General features: G+C 45.9%; 12 protein-coding genes and 1 pseudogene. 7 read left to right on the top strand and 6 right to left on the bottom strand.

All coding sequences use genetic code 11. From position 1 onward, the window contains the following. Window positions 1-340: 340 nt before the first annotated feature. Genes DWX62_RS19485 through DWX62_RS19465 form a run of 5 tightly spaced genes read left to right on the top strand, consistent with a single transcriptional unit; the run spans window position 341 to window position 6,746 of the window. Window positions 341-1,513: a glycosyltransferase family 2 protein gene (locus tag DWX62_RS19485; protein WP_034529734.1), complete on the top strand. Its 1,173-nt coding sequence runs from the start codon at window positions 341-343 to the stop codon at window positions 1,511-1,513. A gap of 37 nt (window positions 1,514-1,550) precedes the next feature. Then, window positions 1,551-3,452, top strand: coding sequence for an asparagine synthase C-terminal domain-containing protein (locus tag DWX62_RS19480; RefSeq protein WP_120173105.1), 1,902 nt, complete (start codon window positions 1,551-1,553; stop codon window positions 3,450-3,452). A gap of 16 nt (window positions 3,453-3,468) precedes the next feature. Then, the gene (locus DWX62_RS19475) at window positions 3,469-4,503 is read left to right on the top strand and encodes a glycosyltransferase family 2 protein (RefSeq protein WP_229031896.1); all 1,035 of its coding nucleotides are present in this window, start codon (window positions 3,469-3,471) and stop codon (window positions 4,501-4,503) included. Window positions 4,504-4,509: 6 nt separating this feature from the next. Next, window positions 4,510-5,550 carry a glycosyltransferase gene (locus DWX62_RS19470; RefSeq protein ID WP_005827459.1) on the top strand — a complete coding sequence of 347 codons (1,041 nt, stop codon included), beginning with the start codon at window positions 4,510-4,512 and terminating at the stop codon, window positions 5,548-5,550. Window positions 5,551-5,561: 11 nt separating this feature from the next. Continuing rightward, window positions 5,562-6,746: a glycosyltransferase gene (locus tag DWX62_RS19465; protein ID WP_009038295.1), complete on the top strand. Its 1,185-nt coding sequence runs from the start codon at window positions 5,562-5,564 to the stop codon at window positions 6,744-6,746. Here DWX62_RS19465 and DWX62_RS19460 read toward each other — a convergent pair. Then, window positions 6,740-8,275 (bottom strand): hypothetical protein, encoded by a 1,536-nt coding sequence (locus DWX62_RS19460; protein WP_005827464.1) that lies wholly within the window; start codon window positions 8,273-8,275, stop codon window positions 6,740-6,742. The genes DWX62_RS19465 and DWX62_RS19460 overlap by 7 nt on opposite strands. A 94-nt stretch (window positions 8,276-8,369) precedes the next feature. On the opposite strand from DWX62_RS19460, the gene DWX62_RS19455 reads away from it, so the two are divergent. Then, window positions 8,370-9,356: a glycosyltransferase gene (locus tag DWX62_RS19455; protein WP_005827468.1), complete on the top strand. Its 987-nt coding sequence runs from the start codon at window positions 8,370-8,372 to the stop codon at window positions 9,354-9,356. Next, window positions 9,341-10,408, top strand: coding sequence for a glycosyltransferase family 2 protein (locus DWX62_RS19450; RefSeq protein ID WP_005827470.1), 1,068 nt, complete (start codon window positions 9,341-9,343; stop codon window positions 10,406-10,408). The genes DWX62_RS19455 and DWX62_RS19450 overlap by 16 nt, the downstream gene beginning before the upstream one ends. 56 nt (window positions 10,409-10,464) lie before the next feature. Here DWX62_RS19450 and DWX62_RS19445 read toward each other — a convergent pair. From DWX62_RS19445 to DWX62_RS19425, 5 genes and pseudogenes are all read right to left on the bottom strand, one after another. After that, window positions 10,465-11,583 (bottom strand): annotated as a pseudogene (locus DWX62_RS19445) (AAA family ATPase); the annotation flags it as partial. Between the two features lie 107 nt (window positions 11,584-11,690). Then, window positions 11,691-12,134 carry an N-acetylmuramoyl-L-alanine amidase gene (locus DWX62_RS19440; protein WP_005827473.1) on the bottom strand — a complete coding sequence of 148 codons (444 nt, stop codon included), beginning with the start codon at window positions 12,132-12,134 and terminating at the stop codon, window positions 11,691-11,693. Between the two features lie 33 nt (window positions 12,135-12,167). Further along, a complete protein-coding gene (locus DWX62_RS22070) occupies window positions 12,168-12,281 on the bottom strand; it encodes a smalltalk protein (protein WP_005827475.1) in 114 nt (37 codons plus the stop codon). A 75-nt stretch (window positions 12,282-12,356) separates the two neighbouring features. Further along, entirely contained in the window at window positions 12,357-12,872 is a 516-nt protein-coding gene (locus DWX62_RS19435) for an HU family DNA-binding protein (RefSeq protein WP_009038298.1), read from the bottom strand. A 407-nt stretch (window positions 12,873-13,279) separates the two neighbouring features. After that, entirely contained in the window at window positions 13,280-13,528 is a 249-nt protein-coding gene (locus DWX62_RS19425; RefSeq protein ID WP_005827481.1) for a DUF4248 domain-containing protein, read from the bottom strand. Between the last annotated feature and the right edge of the window lie 65 nt (window positions 13,529-13,593).

Genomic DNA, 13,593 nt, shown 5'->3' with positions numbered 1-13,593 from the left:
GAAAATAGATTTTTTTCATAAGCTAAATGTTTTGAATAAATAGGTAAATTAGGTAAAGGTAAAAATTGGATTTTGAAGTTTTCAGAATAGGTAATTGAAGTTTTATTTTTCAGGTAAAGAGAAAGATTGATTTTTAGGTAACATTGACGCAGTTTAAAAGAAAAGCCTTTAAGGCTTTTCTTACAGGGGCGAGGGGTTCGTGAGAGCTTGCTCGTTTTTTTATTCCTATATTCTTCGCATTTTTTGTATATTTTGTCCGGACTCTACTTCTTTTTCCTATCTTTGTGTCGGATACCCATTAAAAACAAGCAGCAACTCTAAAGCTTAAATAGCTCTGAATTTGGAACATATATTGAATATATTCGATTGGCTTTTATACATATGGTTTGCAATAAACATACTGTATCTATTGGTTTACAGTCTGGCGTCACGCCGGCGTGACCTGCCTCTGCCCCCTCCAGCCAAGGAACACAAGCGTTTTGCCATACTGATTCCTGCCTACCGCGAAGATGCCGTGATACACGAGTGCGTCCATTCATGTCTGGAGCAGGATTATCCCGCCGACTGTTTTGATACGGTTGTCATTTCGGACCGTATGCAGCCCGAAACCAACGCTTCCCTCGCTGTGCTTCCTGTCCGCCTGGTTGAAGTGCATTTTGAGAAAAGCACCAAGTCCAAATCTCTGAATGCCGCCATGGCTGCCATCGGCAATGACTATGACATCGCTTTGGTGCTCGATGCGGACAATGTCATCCCTTACGATTATCTGAGTGATATTAACGACCTCTTCGCCAATCCGGAAGTCGAGATTGTGCAGACCCACCGGAGTGCCAAGAACCTGAACAATGACATGGCCCTGCTCGATGCCATCAGTGAGGAAATCAACAATACCATTTTCCGTCTGGGGCATGCCAAGCTGGGCTTGTCGGCTGCCCTTATCGGTTCCGGTATGGCGTTCCGTTATGACTTGTTTCGTGATACGATGGCTGACATCAAGGCTGTGGGCGGTTTCGACCGTGAATTGGAGCTGACCCTGCTCTATCGCGGCAAGCGTTTTTATTATCTGCCCGAAACCTTTGTGTTCGATGAGAAGATACAGAACACCGGCGATTTCTCCCGTCAGCGCCGCCGCTGGCTGTCGGCACAATGGCACTACTGCCAGACTTTCGCCAAGTTTCTGTGGAAGGCGCTTGTTGCGCGTAACTGGGACTTCTGCGACAAGCTTTTCCAGCAGCTTTCCATTCCCCGCCTGCTGTTGATGGGCTTCACGTTCCTCTTCTCCGTGTTGTTTACGGTTTATCGCTGGACATGGGGGCTGAAGTGGTGGCTGCTCTTGGTGTTGCTCGCTGTCGCACTGCTCGTTGCCGTTCCCAAAAGGTTCTGCACCAGCCGCCTGGCAATGGCCCTGCAAAAGATACCCTATACATTCCTGCTGATGGCAGGAAACATCTTCAAGCTGAGGGGAGCAAACAAGACCTTTATACATACCAGGCATGGGGTGGCGGAAAAATAGAAAGGGATACACAATAAACAAGTCTATAAGCAAACAAATGATATACGGAAAAATCACTTTAGAAGATTGGCGTACAGTCTGTGTAGAGGGAGAAGAGCCGGAATCTTCTTTTGAAAGTTATAATCTGAGACTTTTCTTTTTCGGAACTTTGTATAATCGGGACATCTTGCAGGCAACTCCGGATGATACCAATGCCAAGCTTGCTGCTGATGCGTTTCTATCCGATCCGGCATATGGCTTTTCACGCCTGGACGGTTCGTTCACCATAGTATATTATTCAGAAAATGAATGCGGAGTGGTGCGCGACCATCATGGCACGCATTATCCCGTCTATTGTCACATTGATGGTAATTTTGCCACTTCCTGGCAATTTTTAGAGGACCAACTGGAAGAAAATTTCGAGCCTAATCTGGTTTCATTGAGTACATTCCTTCAGCGTGGCATTTTGAAGAAGAATAATTTCGCCCTATTCGATGTTCATTCTTTAGGTGCCGGCGAAAAGTTCTACATGTTGACAGAGCTTGGTTATCTGATGCCGGTTTGGGCTTCTGTAAAGTTAGAGACACAAGCGAAAGTACATTCCATGTTTGATTCGCTGAAGGAAAGAAATCCCAGCTTATATGAAAAGGTGGCAGATGACATTTATTGTCTGAAGCGCGACAGCGTTTTTGAGCATGAACCCAAGGTGGCGACTGAACGGAATCCGGATGTAGAAACCTACTCCCGCCGTTATGGAGAATTGCATGCGCAAGCCATCCGCCGGCGTATCGGCCATAGCCGCAGGGTAGGTATCCTGCTGAGTGGCGGCTATGATTCCGGTTCAAACCTTGCTGCGCTGCGCAGCATTTACGACGGCCAGATTGACTCCTATTCCGTGGGCTTTAAAGGAGATGCCTGGACGGAGCTGCCCATGGCCCGTCTGATGTCTGAAACCTTTGGTACCCGCCACCACGAGTACGAGATTGACGGTACGGAAACCAGTGCCTTGCCCGACATTGTCCGTTTTCTGGGTGAGCCTTTTATGGAAGGCGGGCTGATGGTAAACTATTGTGCCATGCGCATGATAGGCGATGACAAGCCCGACGTGATTCTGGGAGGTGACGGCAGTGACCAGTATTTCGGTACTTCCGGTCGCGAAGTGGCGTTGCATTATCTATCCGCCCGCATAGGATTGCGTCCCTTGCTACGTGGCATCAGCCGTCTGCTGGAGCATGAAACCTTTGATACCGGTGGAAAGCTTTCCCGCATCAATTTCCATTTGGATAAGATACTTCATATTCTGGAAGGGGAGCGTTTCGGCTTCTCCGATTCTGCCTTGTGTGCCCTTCTGCAAAATCCGAAAGAAGATTTTGAGCCGGTAAAATCACTACGGCCCGATATCCATAGTTTCGAACATCTTTACGCGCAGCATGCCATTCTTTCCGATTTGGAGACTGTAATCAACCGTATCATTCTTTTCAAGGCTTCCAGCATGGCACGCATGTTCGGTAACAATCTGACGTATCCTTTTATGGACCTGGAGCTTTTCCATTTCCTGCAGGAGCTGCCGGTAGGGTTGAAGTGCAGGGGCAACAGTGTACTGGACATTGCGCGGGGCCGTTCCGTTTCTAAATATCTGTTAAAGCGCCATTATAAACCTTTACTTCCCGAGGCCATTACCTTGAAGAAGAAGCAGGGCGGTTTTGCACCTATGCCACTGTTCTTCCGTGATAGGGCCCGACGTGCTTTCTTTAAGGAATTTATTCTTGCTTCCGGCATTATGGACAACTATCTGCGTCGTGATGCAGTGGAGAAGTTTCTTACAGATTATGAACAAGTTGCAGAGAAGGAGGGTGGTTGGTTCTGGCATAGGCAGAACAAGGCTTTGCAATATTTCAATCTGTTGACGCTTGTTGTGTGGTGGGAAGAGTTTGTGGAAGGCCATGAGGTGAAATTCTGAAAATATGATTGAAAGCATGAAAGTTTCCATTATTGTTCCGGTTTATAATGTTGCCAAGTACATAGAACGGTGTTTGTTGTCCGTGTTGGACCAGACTTGGCAGGATTTGGAAGTCATTCTTGTGAATGACTGCACTCCGGACAACTCTATGGAGATAGCCAGACGGGTGGTGGCTTCGCATCCGCGCGGAACGGTGGTGAGATGTCTGGAACATGAAGAGAACAGAGGGCTTTCTGCTGCAAGAAACACCGGTATTTCAGCGTCTGTTGGCGATTATCTGTACTTCTTGGATAGCGACGACTATATTTCAGCGAATGCAATAGAGCTTTTGGCGGATGCAGCGGTGCAGAAGCGACCGGATTTTGTGATAGGCAATTACGAGGTGACCGGCGCCAGACGTTGGGCTCCTCCTTTATCATTAGGCACCGGGTTTTATGAAGGGAATGCTCTTGTACTTTCCACTTATGTGCAGGGAAAATGGTATGTCATGGCATGGAACAAGCTGGTGAGTCGTCCCCTCGTTTTGCAGCATAAACTCTACTTCCAGGAGGGCATTGTACACGAGGATGATTTATGGTCATTTAAGTTGGCATGTATGTCTCAAAGTATGTATGTCGTCAATGAGACCACTTACTATTATTCCATGCAGCCAGATTCCATCATGCGAGCGCCGTCTATGCGTAATTTGGAATGTCGTGTGCTGGTGCTTGGTTATATCTACGACTTTATCCGGTCTTCCCGGTGTTTGCAGGATAACCGGCTGATATATATATACTTTGAGAGTCTGAAGGCGAAATATTTTGACCGTATTCTGTATTTCACGAAAGACACATCCTTTCATTATCAGAGTTATTTGGTATTCAGGAACAAAAAGTATGCGTCTTTGTTGGAGATGACGGGCCTGCGTCCCGAATGGAAGCTGATGCTGCAGAACATCCATTATGTGCTTCCTACGTATGCCGGCTATCTGTATTTTAAGGCTTTTGTAAAGTCAGCCTACTATTTGTTGGTGTTGTCTATAAAAATGAAGGCAGTGTTTCATGCAAAATGAGCGAATATGAATAATCTTCCGGAAATATCCGTTATAGTACCCGTTTATAAGGTAGAAGAGTACTTGCCCCAGTGCATTGACAGTATTCTTGCACAGACCTTTACGGATTTTGAGCTGTTGCTGGTAGATGACGGGAGCCCTGACCGTTGTGGGGAGATTTGTGAAGAGTATGCCGGGAAGGATACGAGGATACGGGTGTTCCATCAGGCTAATGCAGGATTGAGCTGTGCCCGGAATACTGGTTTGATGAATGCTCGTGGAAGATATGTAACCTTTATTGATTCAGATGATTATGTAAAGCCTTGTTATCTTGAAAGGCTGTACGGTGCATTGCCTGCCGATAAAACGAAGGAGGGAGTAATAGTCGGTTCTCTTGATGCGTATCTGCCAAATGGGGACTTTCAAACGTTTCACGTTCCCGAACAAGATATAGCTTCGGAACAGATGTATCTTATATTGACAGACTTGATAGACAAGCGTGTTGCGTACGCAGGCAGCAAGCTATACGACCATCGGATTATCAAGCAATACCGGGTGGGCTTTGTTCCTTTTGTTTCCGGACTGGAAGATATGCTGTTTATGTTGGACTACCTGATGTATGCGGATTTTATGGTTATTCGTGATTACAATAATTACGTTTATAGAGTAGGGTATTCTGTAGATGTGTTGTCTGTGCGTATAAACAGCTTTCCGGCAGAATATGCAGCATTCTCCAATTTTTTGGAAAGGGTCTATGTGTATCAAAAGAAATTTAATTTGGAGGATAGCTCACTGGATAGAACATGGAATTCATTGACTGTCTTTTTCCATAAAGTGATTTTGGCCATCTATAAACCAGAGCATAAGTATACCCGGCAGGAACGGTTGTCTTTTTTACATCAAGTCCTTTTATCAGACAAAGAATGGATAAGACGATTTTTTCTTCCACAGTATAAAGCGGATGTGTTGGGCAAATTCTTGCTTTGCAGGGTGGGGGCATCGGCTTTTGATGGGTGGATGCGTTTCTTGTCAGGTATAAAATTCAAGAAAATGTTTGGAGCGAAATAACGGAGGGCATTATGAATATCTTGTTTATACATCCTGTCATGTTCCATCCCCAACGGGGAGGGATTGAAAGAGTAAGTGACCTTTTGTGCCGTGAATTCATAAGACGGGGACACCATGTTCTTTGTTTACATAGTGTGCGGGATGAAAGCCGCATGGATTATGCATATCCTGCATCCTCTTATTTTTTCCCATATCAGGTTCGGGAAGTAGAAAAGAACGGGTTGTTTTTCCGTAGTTTCCTGCAAGAGCACCGTATTGATATGGTCATAGACCAGGACCCGCAGACTTATTATACATTATATTCCTTCTCTAAAACCTTGCGGGACGTGTATATTATTTCCGTGATACATTATAATCCTCTTGGCATATATCATCATTTGGGAGAGTTCGTAATGTGGGTATCAGGAAAAAACACAATCATGGGAAAAATCAGAAAGGTGGCCCGTATCCTCAAAATTCCCATGCTTAAGTATGATTACAAGCGTACATTACAATCAGATTATGGAGGCATTTTTCGATATACAGATGCATTATGTTTACTTTCCTTGAAATTTCTTCCTGATTTGTGGCAGATATATTCAAAAGATTTGAGCCGGGTGATTGCCATCCCCAATCCGAATACATATCCTGCTCAAGAAAATACAGATTTTCTCAAGAAGAAGCAGATATTGTATGTAGGCCGGATAGAGTGGCGCCAGAAGCGTGTAGGACGGCTGATTGATATCTGGAAGCGTATATATAAAAAATTTCCCGATTGGGAGTTGGTCATTGTGGGAGACGGGCCGATAAGGCAGACATTGGAACAGAAAGCCTTAAAGATGGAACGGGTTGTTTTCACCGGTTGGCAAGACCCTGAACCATTTTACCGGGATGCAAGCATCCTATGTCTGACGAGTGACTTTGAAGGGTGGGGAATGGTATTGACCGAAGCCATGACATTCGGGGCGGTTCCGGTGGCGTTCAATTCGTATGCAGCTATCACAGATATTATTGATGATGGGAAGAACGGATTGTTGGTTCCTCCGTTCTCGCATAAGGAGTTTGCCCGGAAGTTGGGCTCATTGATGAAAGATGAAGAACTGCGCAGGGAGATGTCAAAAAATTGTGTGCAGTATGTGAGGCGCTTTGACATACAGAATGTGGCGGACGAGTGGGAAAATGCCTTTGACCGACTGAAATCAACAGCTCGTCAATGATGCCTTTTCAGTATCCGGTGAGCGAATGCACGTATGCCCGGAGTGAAAAGATAGAGCAACGAGCAGGTCAATATCCCATAAGTGGAAATCAGAATCATTCCATAGAGAATCCAATGTGTAAAAGAGCTTTCCGGTGTAAAGTCATTGCTTGGATAGAGATGGTAGCATACTATTCCCGGCAGCAGTATAATCAGCAGATGCTTGATGTAGCCCATCCAATAGTGAAGAACGGGTATTTTGAATCCTTGCGAATAAAGAAAGTAAGGTTTCCAAATGACTATGATGAGAAATAGGCTGGTTATGTTGCCCATCAAAATTCCCGGCAGTCCCCAAAAATGTCCGGCAATGATGGCAACAGTCAGGTTGATGATTACTTCCGCAATGGGAGCCCAAGTATCTTGAAATAAACCATACCCATAGGTAAATTGGTCTATGGCACCTCGGGTGTAGCTGATGAACGAGTTGATGATAATCAGATACAGAATATGTTGGGGCAATACGTATTCACTTCCCAGCCATAATGAAATAAAAGCGCCGGTCAGTCGAATCAGGGCAAATGAAATGGTTCCGGCTATCAAGAAACGGATACCCATCAACTCCCAGAATACTTGCTGGATACGTTTGGAATCACCTTCGGCTATCAGGTTACCTACTCCTGCATTGGTACTCCCTAATAGGTTGCTGATAAATATACTTATCTTATCAATAATGAGCGTATAGTTCCCATAGTAAGCCACAGTTTTGAGTGAGACGAAGGCATATACCAGGAAGGGAGTGGTTTGGAACTGTACGAAACTGCCCAGTTTATGGACAAAGAGCTGTTTGGTATACCGGGTTACTTCCGGATATTTCTTGAAAAGCAGCTTTCCTTGTTTCACTTCGCTTTTCAGCCAAGGGTATACCTGGTTGACTTTCCAGTTCAGGATAATGGAATAGACAATGCCCAGCAGAAGTTCCAGGCTAATCCATAGGTAATAGTTGCCCGTATAATAGACTAATCCCATTTGCAGACAAGTCTTTATCAGTACGGCACTTTGAAAATAGGCTGTCACTACATAGTTCTTCTGGTCTGCTCCCAAAAGGGTTTGCTTGTAATTGGCAAAATATCCTATTAGTGAAGTGGTCAGATACGAGAAAAATGCAAAATAGATGACGCCTAAATCAAAGACATTATTGGGGAATATCAAGGGCAGGAAGCATGCCAAGGCACATCCTGCACTTAGAATGATAAAACCGATACGGCGGTAGATGAAACCGAAAACGGAAATTATTTCATTGATTTTCTTTTCATCGTGTTCAAAGAGGGGTTTATACAGAACGTAGCCGATGGCTGTGCTGATACCCAATTCTGCAAGGTTCAGAAAACCCAAGAGATTGTTCAGTGTACCTATCAGCCCCATAAAGTCTGCGCCCAATGCATCCAGAAAGATTTTTCTGGAAAAAAATGATAGGGCTAAACTCAGGAAATAAAAAATGAGATTAACCCGCGCATTGAGCAATGATTTTTTAAGGCGTGACTCCTGAGGCATAAGTTTTTTGTTATTACCAGCAAAAGTACACAAAAAAATAGTATGCTCCCTTTTTTTGTGTATTTTTGTAGGTAAATGGTTGAATAATGAATTTATGGAGAAATGGCTGAGTTTTATTGTTCCGGTATACAATGTGGAAGATTATCTGTCTGAATGTGTAGATAGCTTGTTGAATCAGGATGTTCCGTCAGAGCTATATGAGATAATACTCTATGATGACGGGTCTACTGACGGAAGTCTGCGGATAGCACAGAAATATGGGGCTGATTATGCTAATATCCGTGTTTTTACCCATCTTAATTCCGGAGCGGCTGAAACTCGGAATGAAGCCATTGAAAAGGCGGTCGGCAAATACATCTGGTTTGTTGACAGCGATGATTTCATTGCTCCCGGCTTGTTGTCTCGTTTTTATGAGAAGACCCGCGAAAGCCATTTGGACATGCTGATATTCAATAATGTGGCTTTTGAAGACGGCAAATGCAGGCGTTTTGTCGGATTTGACGTACCTGAATCACCGATAAAGACGGGGATAGAGCTCTATCAGGATTTCTATTACAATCCGGTACTGACCAATCGCTTGATACTCCGTGACCTGCTGATAAAGCACCGTTTGCGTTATATTCCAGGGAATAAGGCAGAGGATTGTGTGCTGAATCCTCTTTGTTTTTATCATGCCAATGCTGTCTGTTCACTTCCGGTCGATGCTTATTATTATCGGATGCGTAGTCAGTCGGTGTCTCATCATGTTGATAATCAGAAAAGAATTATAGAGTCTTTATTGGAAGGGCTCGAAAACCACAGTGACTATGTGAAAGAACATCCGGCCCCTGATTTCTGGATGAGGGTTTGTGTACACGATATACGACGGGTACACATTTGGCTGGATACAGCTTGTGATAATAGAAAAGAGAAAGGCGAGTTCATTGGCCGGGAGAGATTGGCTCTAAGGTCGGCGTTAGAGCGATTGCCTTTCCGGTTGTCCATTGATTATGCTGTCTTATGTCTGGCTTCGCTTTCCCCTCTGTTGATACTGGATGTGCAACGTTTTTTACGTACAATGAAACGATGGATAAAAAGATGAATACTCTTCCGCTTATAACGCTGGGCATACCTATTTATAATGCTGCGGGTCTTATAGAGCGTACATTATTGTCTGCCCTTAACCAAACGTATCCGAACATTGAATTTATTTTTGTCGATGATAAAGGGGATAGTATGGATATAGTTCGCAGGGTAGCCGGGGAACATCCACGCGGAAGTGCTGTCCGTATTATCGACCAAGTGGTCAATCAGGGTACGGGGGCGGCACGTAATACCATTGTCGAGAAGGCGACGGGGGAATATCTGTTTACAATGGATTGCGACGATGTGCTTATACCGGAGTGCATTGAATTGCTGTATAATAAGATGCAGGAACATCCAGTGGATTTTGTGGCGGCATCCTTCGTCCGGCGTGATTTGGAAGGAAAAGTGTATCCCGGTGGATGCCAGTACGAGGATACTCTAATTACTGATGGAGATTATGCAGTGGCTAAATATCGTTACGGACGGGGGCAGAATATCTTTGTAGCTACTTGGAACAAGCTTTATCGGACGGATTTTCTGCGCAAAAATGAGGTTCGTTGTATTCCTCATTATCTGATTGATGACCCTTGGTTTACGTATCAAGTGATATTGCGGGCCCGTTCTTGCCGCTTGTTGCCGGATTGTACACTGTTCTTTACTTATAATCCTCAATCGGTCACCAGTTTGAAAGAGCTGCAAGGGTATTCAGAGTTTTTGACAGAACAATATATTGGTACGCAGTTGTTGAAGTCTGGGTATATACACTCTTTGACCGGCGAGTCTTTCTATAACGGACTGATGTTGGACATCATGAAAATGAGCCTTTATCATGCCAACCGGGTATATGCTTCTGCATGTATTTCGCCGGAGAAGAAGCGGCAATATCTGGAAAATCTTTTATCCCGCCATTTTTCTTATCCGTCACATTGGCATTTGGATAAAAATTTGATGAAGCTGCTTCCTTTTCTTCTGTTCTATATGATGCCTATGGCCGCTAAAAAGTGGTTGGTTGGCTTCATGGTCAATATAAATCTGAAGGATAAGGTGAAGCGCTGGCTTCATTTTTAGCAAGTGGCATTGTTGTTCATCTATTAATAGACGGATTCACTGTCCTTTATCGGCATGTAGTAGGGAACCAGATATTTGATGAATCCTTCGGCCACTTCCTTGTTGGGGAATCCCAGCCGATAGATGTTGAATTCTTCGTCATATTCCTTTATCGTGAGGTAGCCGCTTTGGTAAATCACGGCAATGGGATTATCCTTGAACGACTCCACGTCTGTCAGTGTCTCTGCAGTCACTCCTTCACTCGTAAGGTCGGGCAGACAGAAGTTGTTGTCTTTCAGCAGTTTCACAAGGTAGGTGGGGGTGCCGGTCTCGAACCAGTAGCTGCCGAACTCCAAGGAACGGGACGTATTCAGCAGGCTGAAGGGGTTATACAGATTGGTTCCGTTCTGACGGAAGCGGTAGCCGTCGTACCGTTCTTTCAGTCGCAGGCAGACTTCGTCGTAGGTGATACCGTAGTTTTCGGCTATCTGGTGCAGCGGTTCTTCAAAATAGGTGTGTATCTCCTTGTCGGTCATTCCGCAGAGCGTCTGGAACTGTCGGTCCATGGAGAGGTCTATCAGGTTGTTCAGGTCGCTGAACACACTGACCTTTCCGAATTTCGTCACCCCCGTCAGGAATCCGAAACGGATATACCGGTCTTGCGTCTTCATTACGGAGTAGAAGGCTTTGAGCGTGTTGCGGTATTCGTTCTGCAGTTCCTCGTTGCCTATGGACTGGAGCATGGGTTTGTCGTATTCGTCCACGAGGATGACCACGCGCTGGCCGGTCTGCTCGTAGGCGCGGCGGATGATTCCCTTGAAGCGCAGTTCGGGGTTGACTTCGCTGGAGACGGCTCCGTAGATGTTTTCCCATTGGCAGAGGGTATCGTTCAATATGTCGATAAGACTGTTCTTCTCATCGTATTTACTCGTGTTCAAATCCAAATGCAGTACCGGATATTTCGTCCATTCTTTTTCGAGCCGTTCCATTTCCAGTCCCTTGAACAGTTCCTGCTGCCCGTTGAAGTAGGCTTCCAGTGTGCTGATGAGCAGACTCTTTCCGAATCTCCGCGGGCGGCTCAGGAAGTAGTAACGACCGGTATGTACTAACTGATAAATCAGGGCGGTTTTGTCCACATAGATATATCCGTCATTGATAAGGCTCTCAAAACTCTGTATTCCAATAGGGTACTTCATACGGCTGAACTTTGTTTGATGCGCATTTTGCTTAATTAGAACAAATGTATGAATAAAAAATGAGGTGGCAAAGCTTTTGTCATGCTTTGTCACCTCCCTTTTCTTGGTTACCACTTCTCTTTTTTTACTTCAAAACACGGGCATTGTTTCGTCCATTCCATCGGTTCCACCTCTCCGTTGTTGTTCAGGTCGGGGCTGAGGTCGCGATGTCCCGCCACTTTTGCTTCCGGATAGTCCATCAGCAAAGCGCGGACCAATACGCGGAGCGAGTGGCGTTGCCATTCCGTGCGTGTGTCTTTGGGATTCCCATAGTGGTCCAATCCGCCTTCATAGGCGATTCCGATAGAGTGGGCATTGTAGCCGCGGGCGTGGGCGCCGGCCCTCTCGACCGGGCGGGTAGTCAGGATTTGTCCGTCACGGCGGATGTAGAAATGATAGCCCGTGCCATCAAATCCACGTCGGCGGTGCGCGGCTTCCAGAGCTTGCCCGGTAAAGGGACGGTCCTCGCACGTGGCGCTGCAATGTATCACAATCAAATCAATTTTTCTCATTTTTCTTTACTGTTTGCCTTTGGGGGCTGTTCGCTAAAAGGGACCACCGCTGTTCATGGCGTGTGCGCTGAATGCACCCAAAAGTGCCGAAGCTACAGCAATGATTACTTTCAGAATCTTATCCCAGGCTGATGATTTTGTACTCATAATGGTTAATGGTTAGGGGTTAGTGATTAGGGGTAGGGGTTAGGGAACACAAGCTTATCGCTAACCCCTATTTTTTTATCCCAGCGGATTCTCTCCTTGGTCTCCGTCGGAACCTCCGCCATCGGGATTATTGCCGCCGGAACCTCCACCGGTGCTATCCTTGTCGGCAGTTACAAGCTCAAAGATGAGGTTGTTTGCTCCACCTTTGGTGGTGGCGTTGCTGTCGTTCACCAGCCGCAGGGTGTTGGCTACCTTGAAGCGGATATTGACGCGTTCGATGTTTTTCACGGTGCAGTCTTTGGCCAGTTCGGTGGCACGGCATTTAAAGGTGGTGTGGAAGATGCCGAAGCCGTCCAGACGGACACTGTTGCCGTCCGTCAGCGTCTGGCGCATCTGTCGTACGATGGCTTTGCCTACGTGCTCCACGTCTTCGGCCGACATGGCTCCCAGTGCTTCAATGTCTTGCGCGATACGGGCAAGGTCGAAGATTTTGGCATCTTGGGGCTTGCGTTTCAGGGTGTAGACCATGGGGGAGCTGCTGTCTCCGATTTTCTTGTGGCGCTGTGTGCGCACTACTAATGCTGTTGGCATGATGTTTGATGTTTAATGGTTAATGTTTCATTCCGAAGGGGGAAAGGAGGTGTCTCCGCGGCGATGGCCTCTGCTCCGTTTCGTTGATACAAAGATAGGACATGGGGCAGGGAGGATGGGAGGTTGGGGGAGGTAGGAGGAGGTTGGGAGAGGATAAGGGAGGTTATTGTTTCTTTTGTTTTGGATTTGTGACAAATAGGAGGTATATTTGTATTCGCATAGATGTGCGTAAACTGAATAAAAAGACATGGAATATGTTGGAAAACAGTAATCAGGATATGTGCTGTTTTAGCTCGTTTTGATGAAGTGCGTGAAGTGGTGGTATATGCCAATCTTGAAAACGAGGCATTGCGTGAGCATATAGACAGAGTGGGGGTGAGGATTTATGTGAAAAGGGGGGGAACCTTCTAAGAAGGCTCCCCGAAGACATTAATCATAAGCTGCACTTGTGCGGGCGTGTACCGTCGGCAATAAGGGTTCATGCCCGTGGCAAGCAGGCGTTGTTCCAGCCCGGGGGCGGTGCGTATCCATTCGTTCAGCCGGTTGACGGCAGTCTGCTGGGCAATGCCCGGAAGGTAGTACATGGCCAGTTCGCCTTTCCCGTAACTGCGGACGGGGAAGCGTGGCTCTGCAAAGGAATCATTCTGTTTCATCATATTCTTTAAAGTTCAGGTTGTATGTTTTCTTTGATAGGGATAACACGTGATTGCACAGTTTGCAC

The sequence above is a fragment of the Bacteroides sp. AF20-13LB genome, assembly GCF_003603065.1.
GTDB lineage: Bacteria > Bacteroidota > Bacteroidia > Bacteroidales > Bacteroidaceae > Bacteroides > Bacteroides uniformis.
Note: the sequence above shows the minus strand (reverse complement) of the source record. Positions and strands in the feature narration are given on the sequence as shown.

Bases quoted from the DNA above. Each gene is read 5' to 3' on its own strand.
- DWX62_RS19480 (WP_120173105.1), top strand. From the start codon at position 1,551: ATGATATACGGAAAAATCACTTTAGAAGATTGGCGTACAGTCTGTGTA.
- DWX62_RS19475 (WP_229031896.1), top strand. From the start codon at position 3,469: ATGAAAGTTTCCATTATTGTTCCGGTTTATAATGTTGCCAAGTACATA.
- DWX62_RS19470 (WP_005827459.1), top strand. From the start codon at position 4,510: ATGAATAATCTTCCGGAAATATCCGTTATAGTACCCGTTTATAAGGTA.
- DWX62_RS19465 (WP_009038295.1), top strand. From the start codon at position 5,562: ATGAATATCTTGTTTATACATCCTGTCATGTTCCATCCCCAACGGGGA.
- DWX62_RS19460 (WP_005827464.1), bottom strand. From the start codon at position 8,275: ATGCCTCAGGAGTCACGCCTTAAAAAATCATTGCTCAATGCGCGGGTT.
- DWX62_RS19455 (WP_005827468.1), top strand. From the start codon at position 8,370: ATGGAGAAATGGCTGAGTTTTATTGTTCCGGTATACAATGTGGAAGAT.
- DWX62_RS19450 (WP_005827470.1), top strand. From the start codon at position 9,341: ATGGATAAAAAGATGAATACTCTTCCGCTTATAACGCTGGGCATACCT.
- DWX62_RS19440 (WP_005827473.1), bottom strand. From the start codon at position 12,134: ATGAGAAAAATTGATTTGATTGTGATACATTGCAGCGCCACGTGCGAG.
- DWX62_RS22070 (WP_005827475.1), bottom strand. From the start codon at position 12,281: ATGAGTACAAAATCATCAGCCTGGGATAAGATTCTGAAAGTAATCATT.
- DWX62_RS19435 (WP_009038298.1), bottom strand. From the start codon at position 12,872: ATGCCAACAGCATTAGTAGTGCGCACACAGCGCCACAAGAAAATCGGA.
- DWX62_RS19425 (WP_005827481.1), bottom strand. From the start codon at position 13,528: ATGATGAAACAGAATGATTCCTTTGCAGAGCCACGCTTCCCCGTCCGC.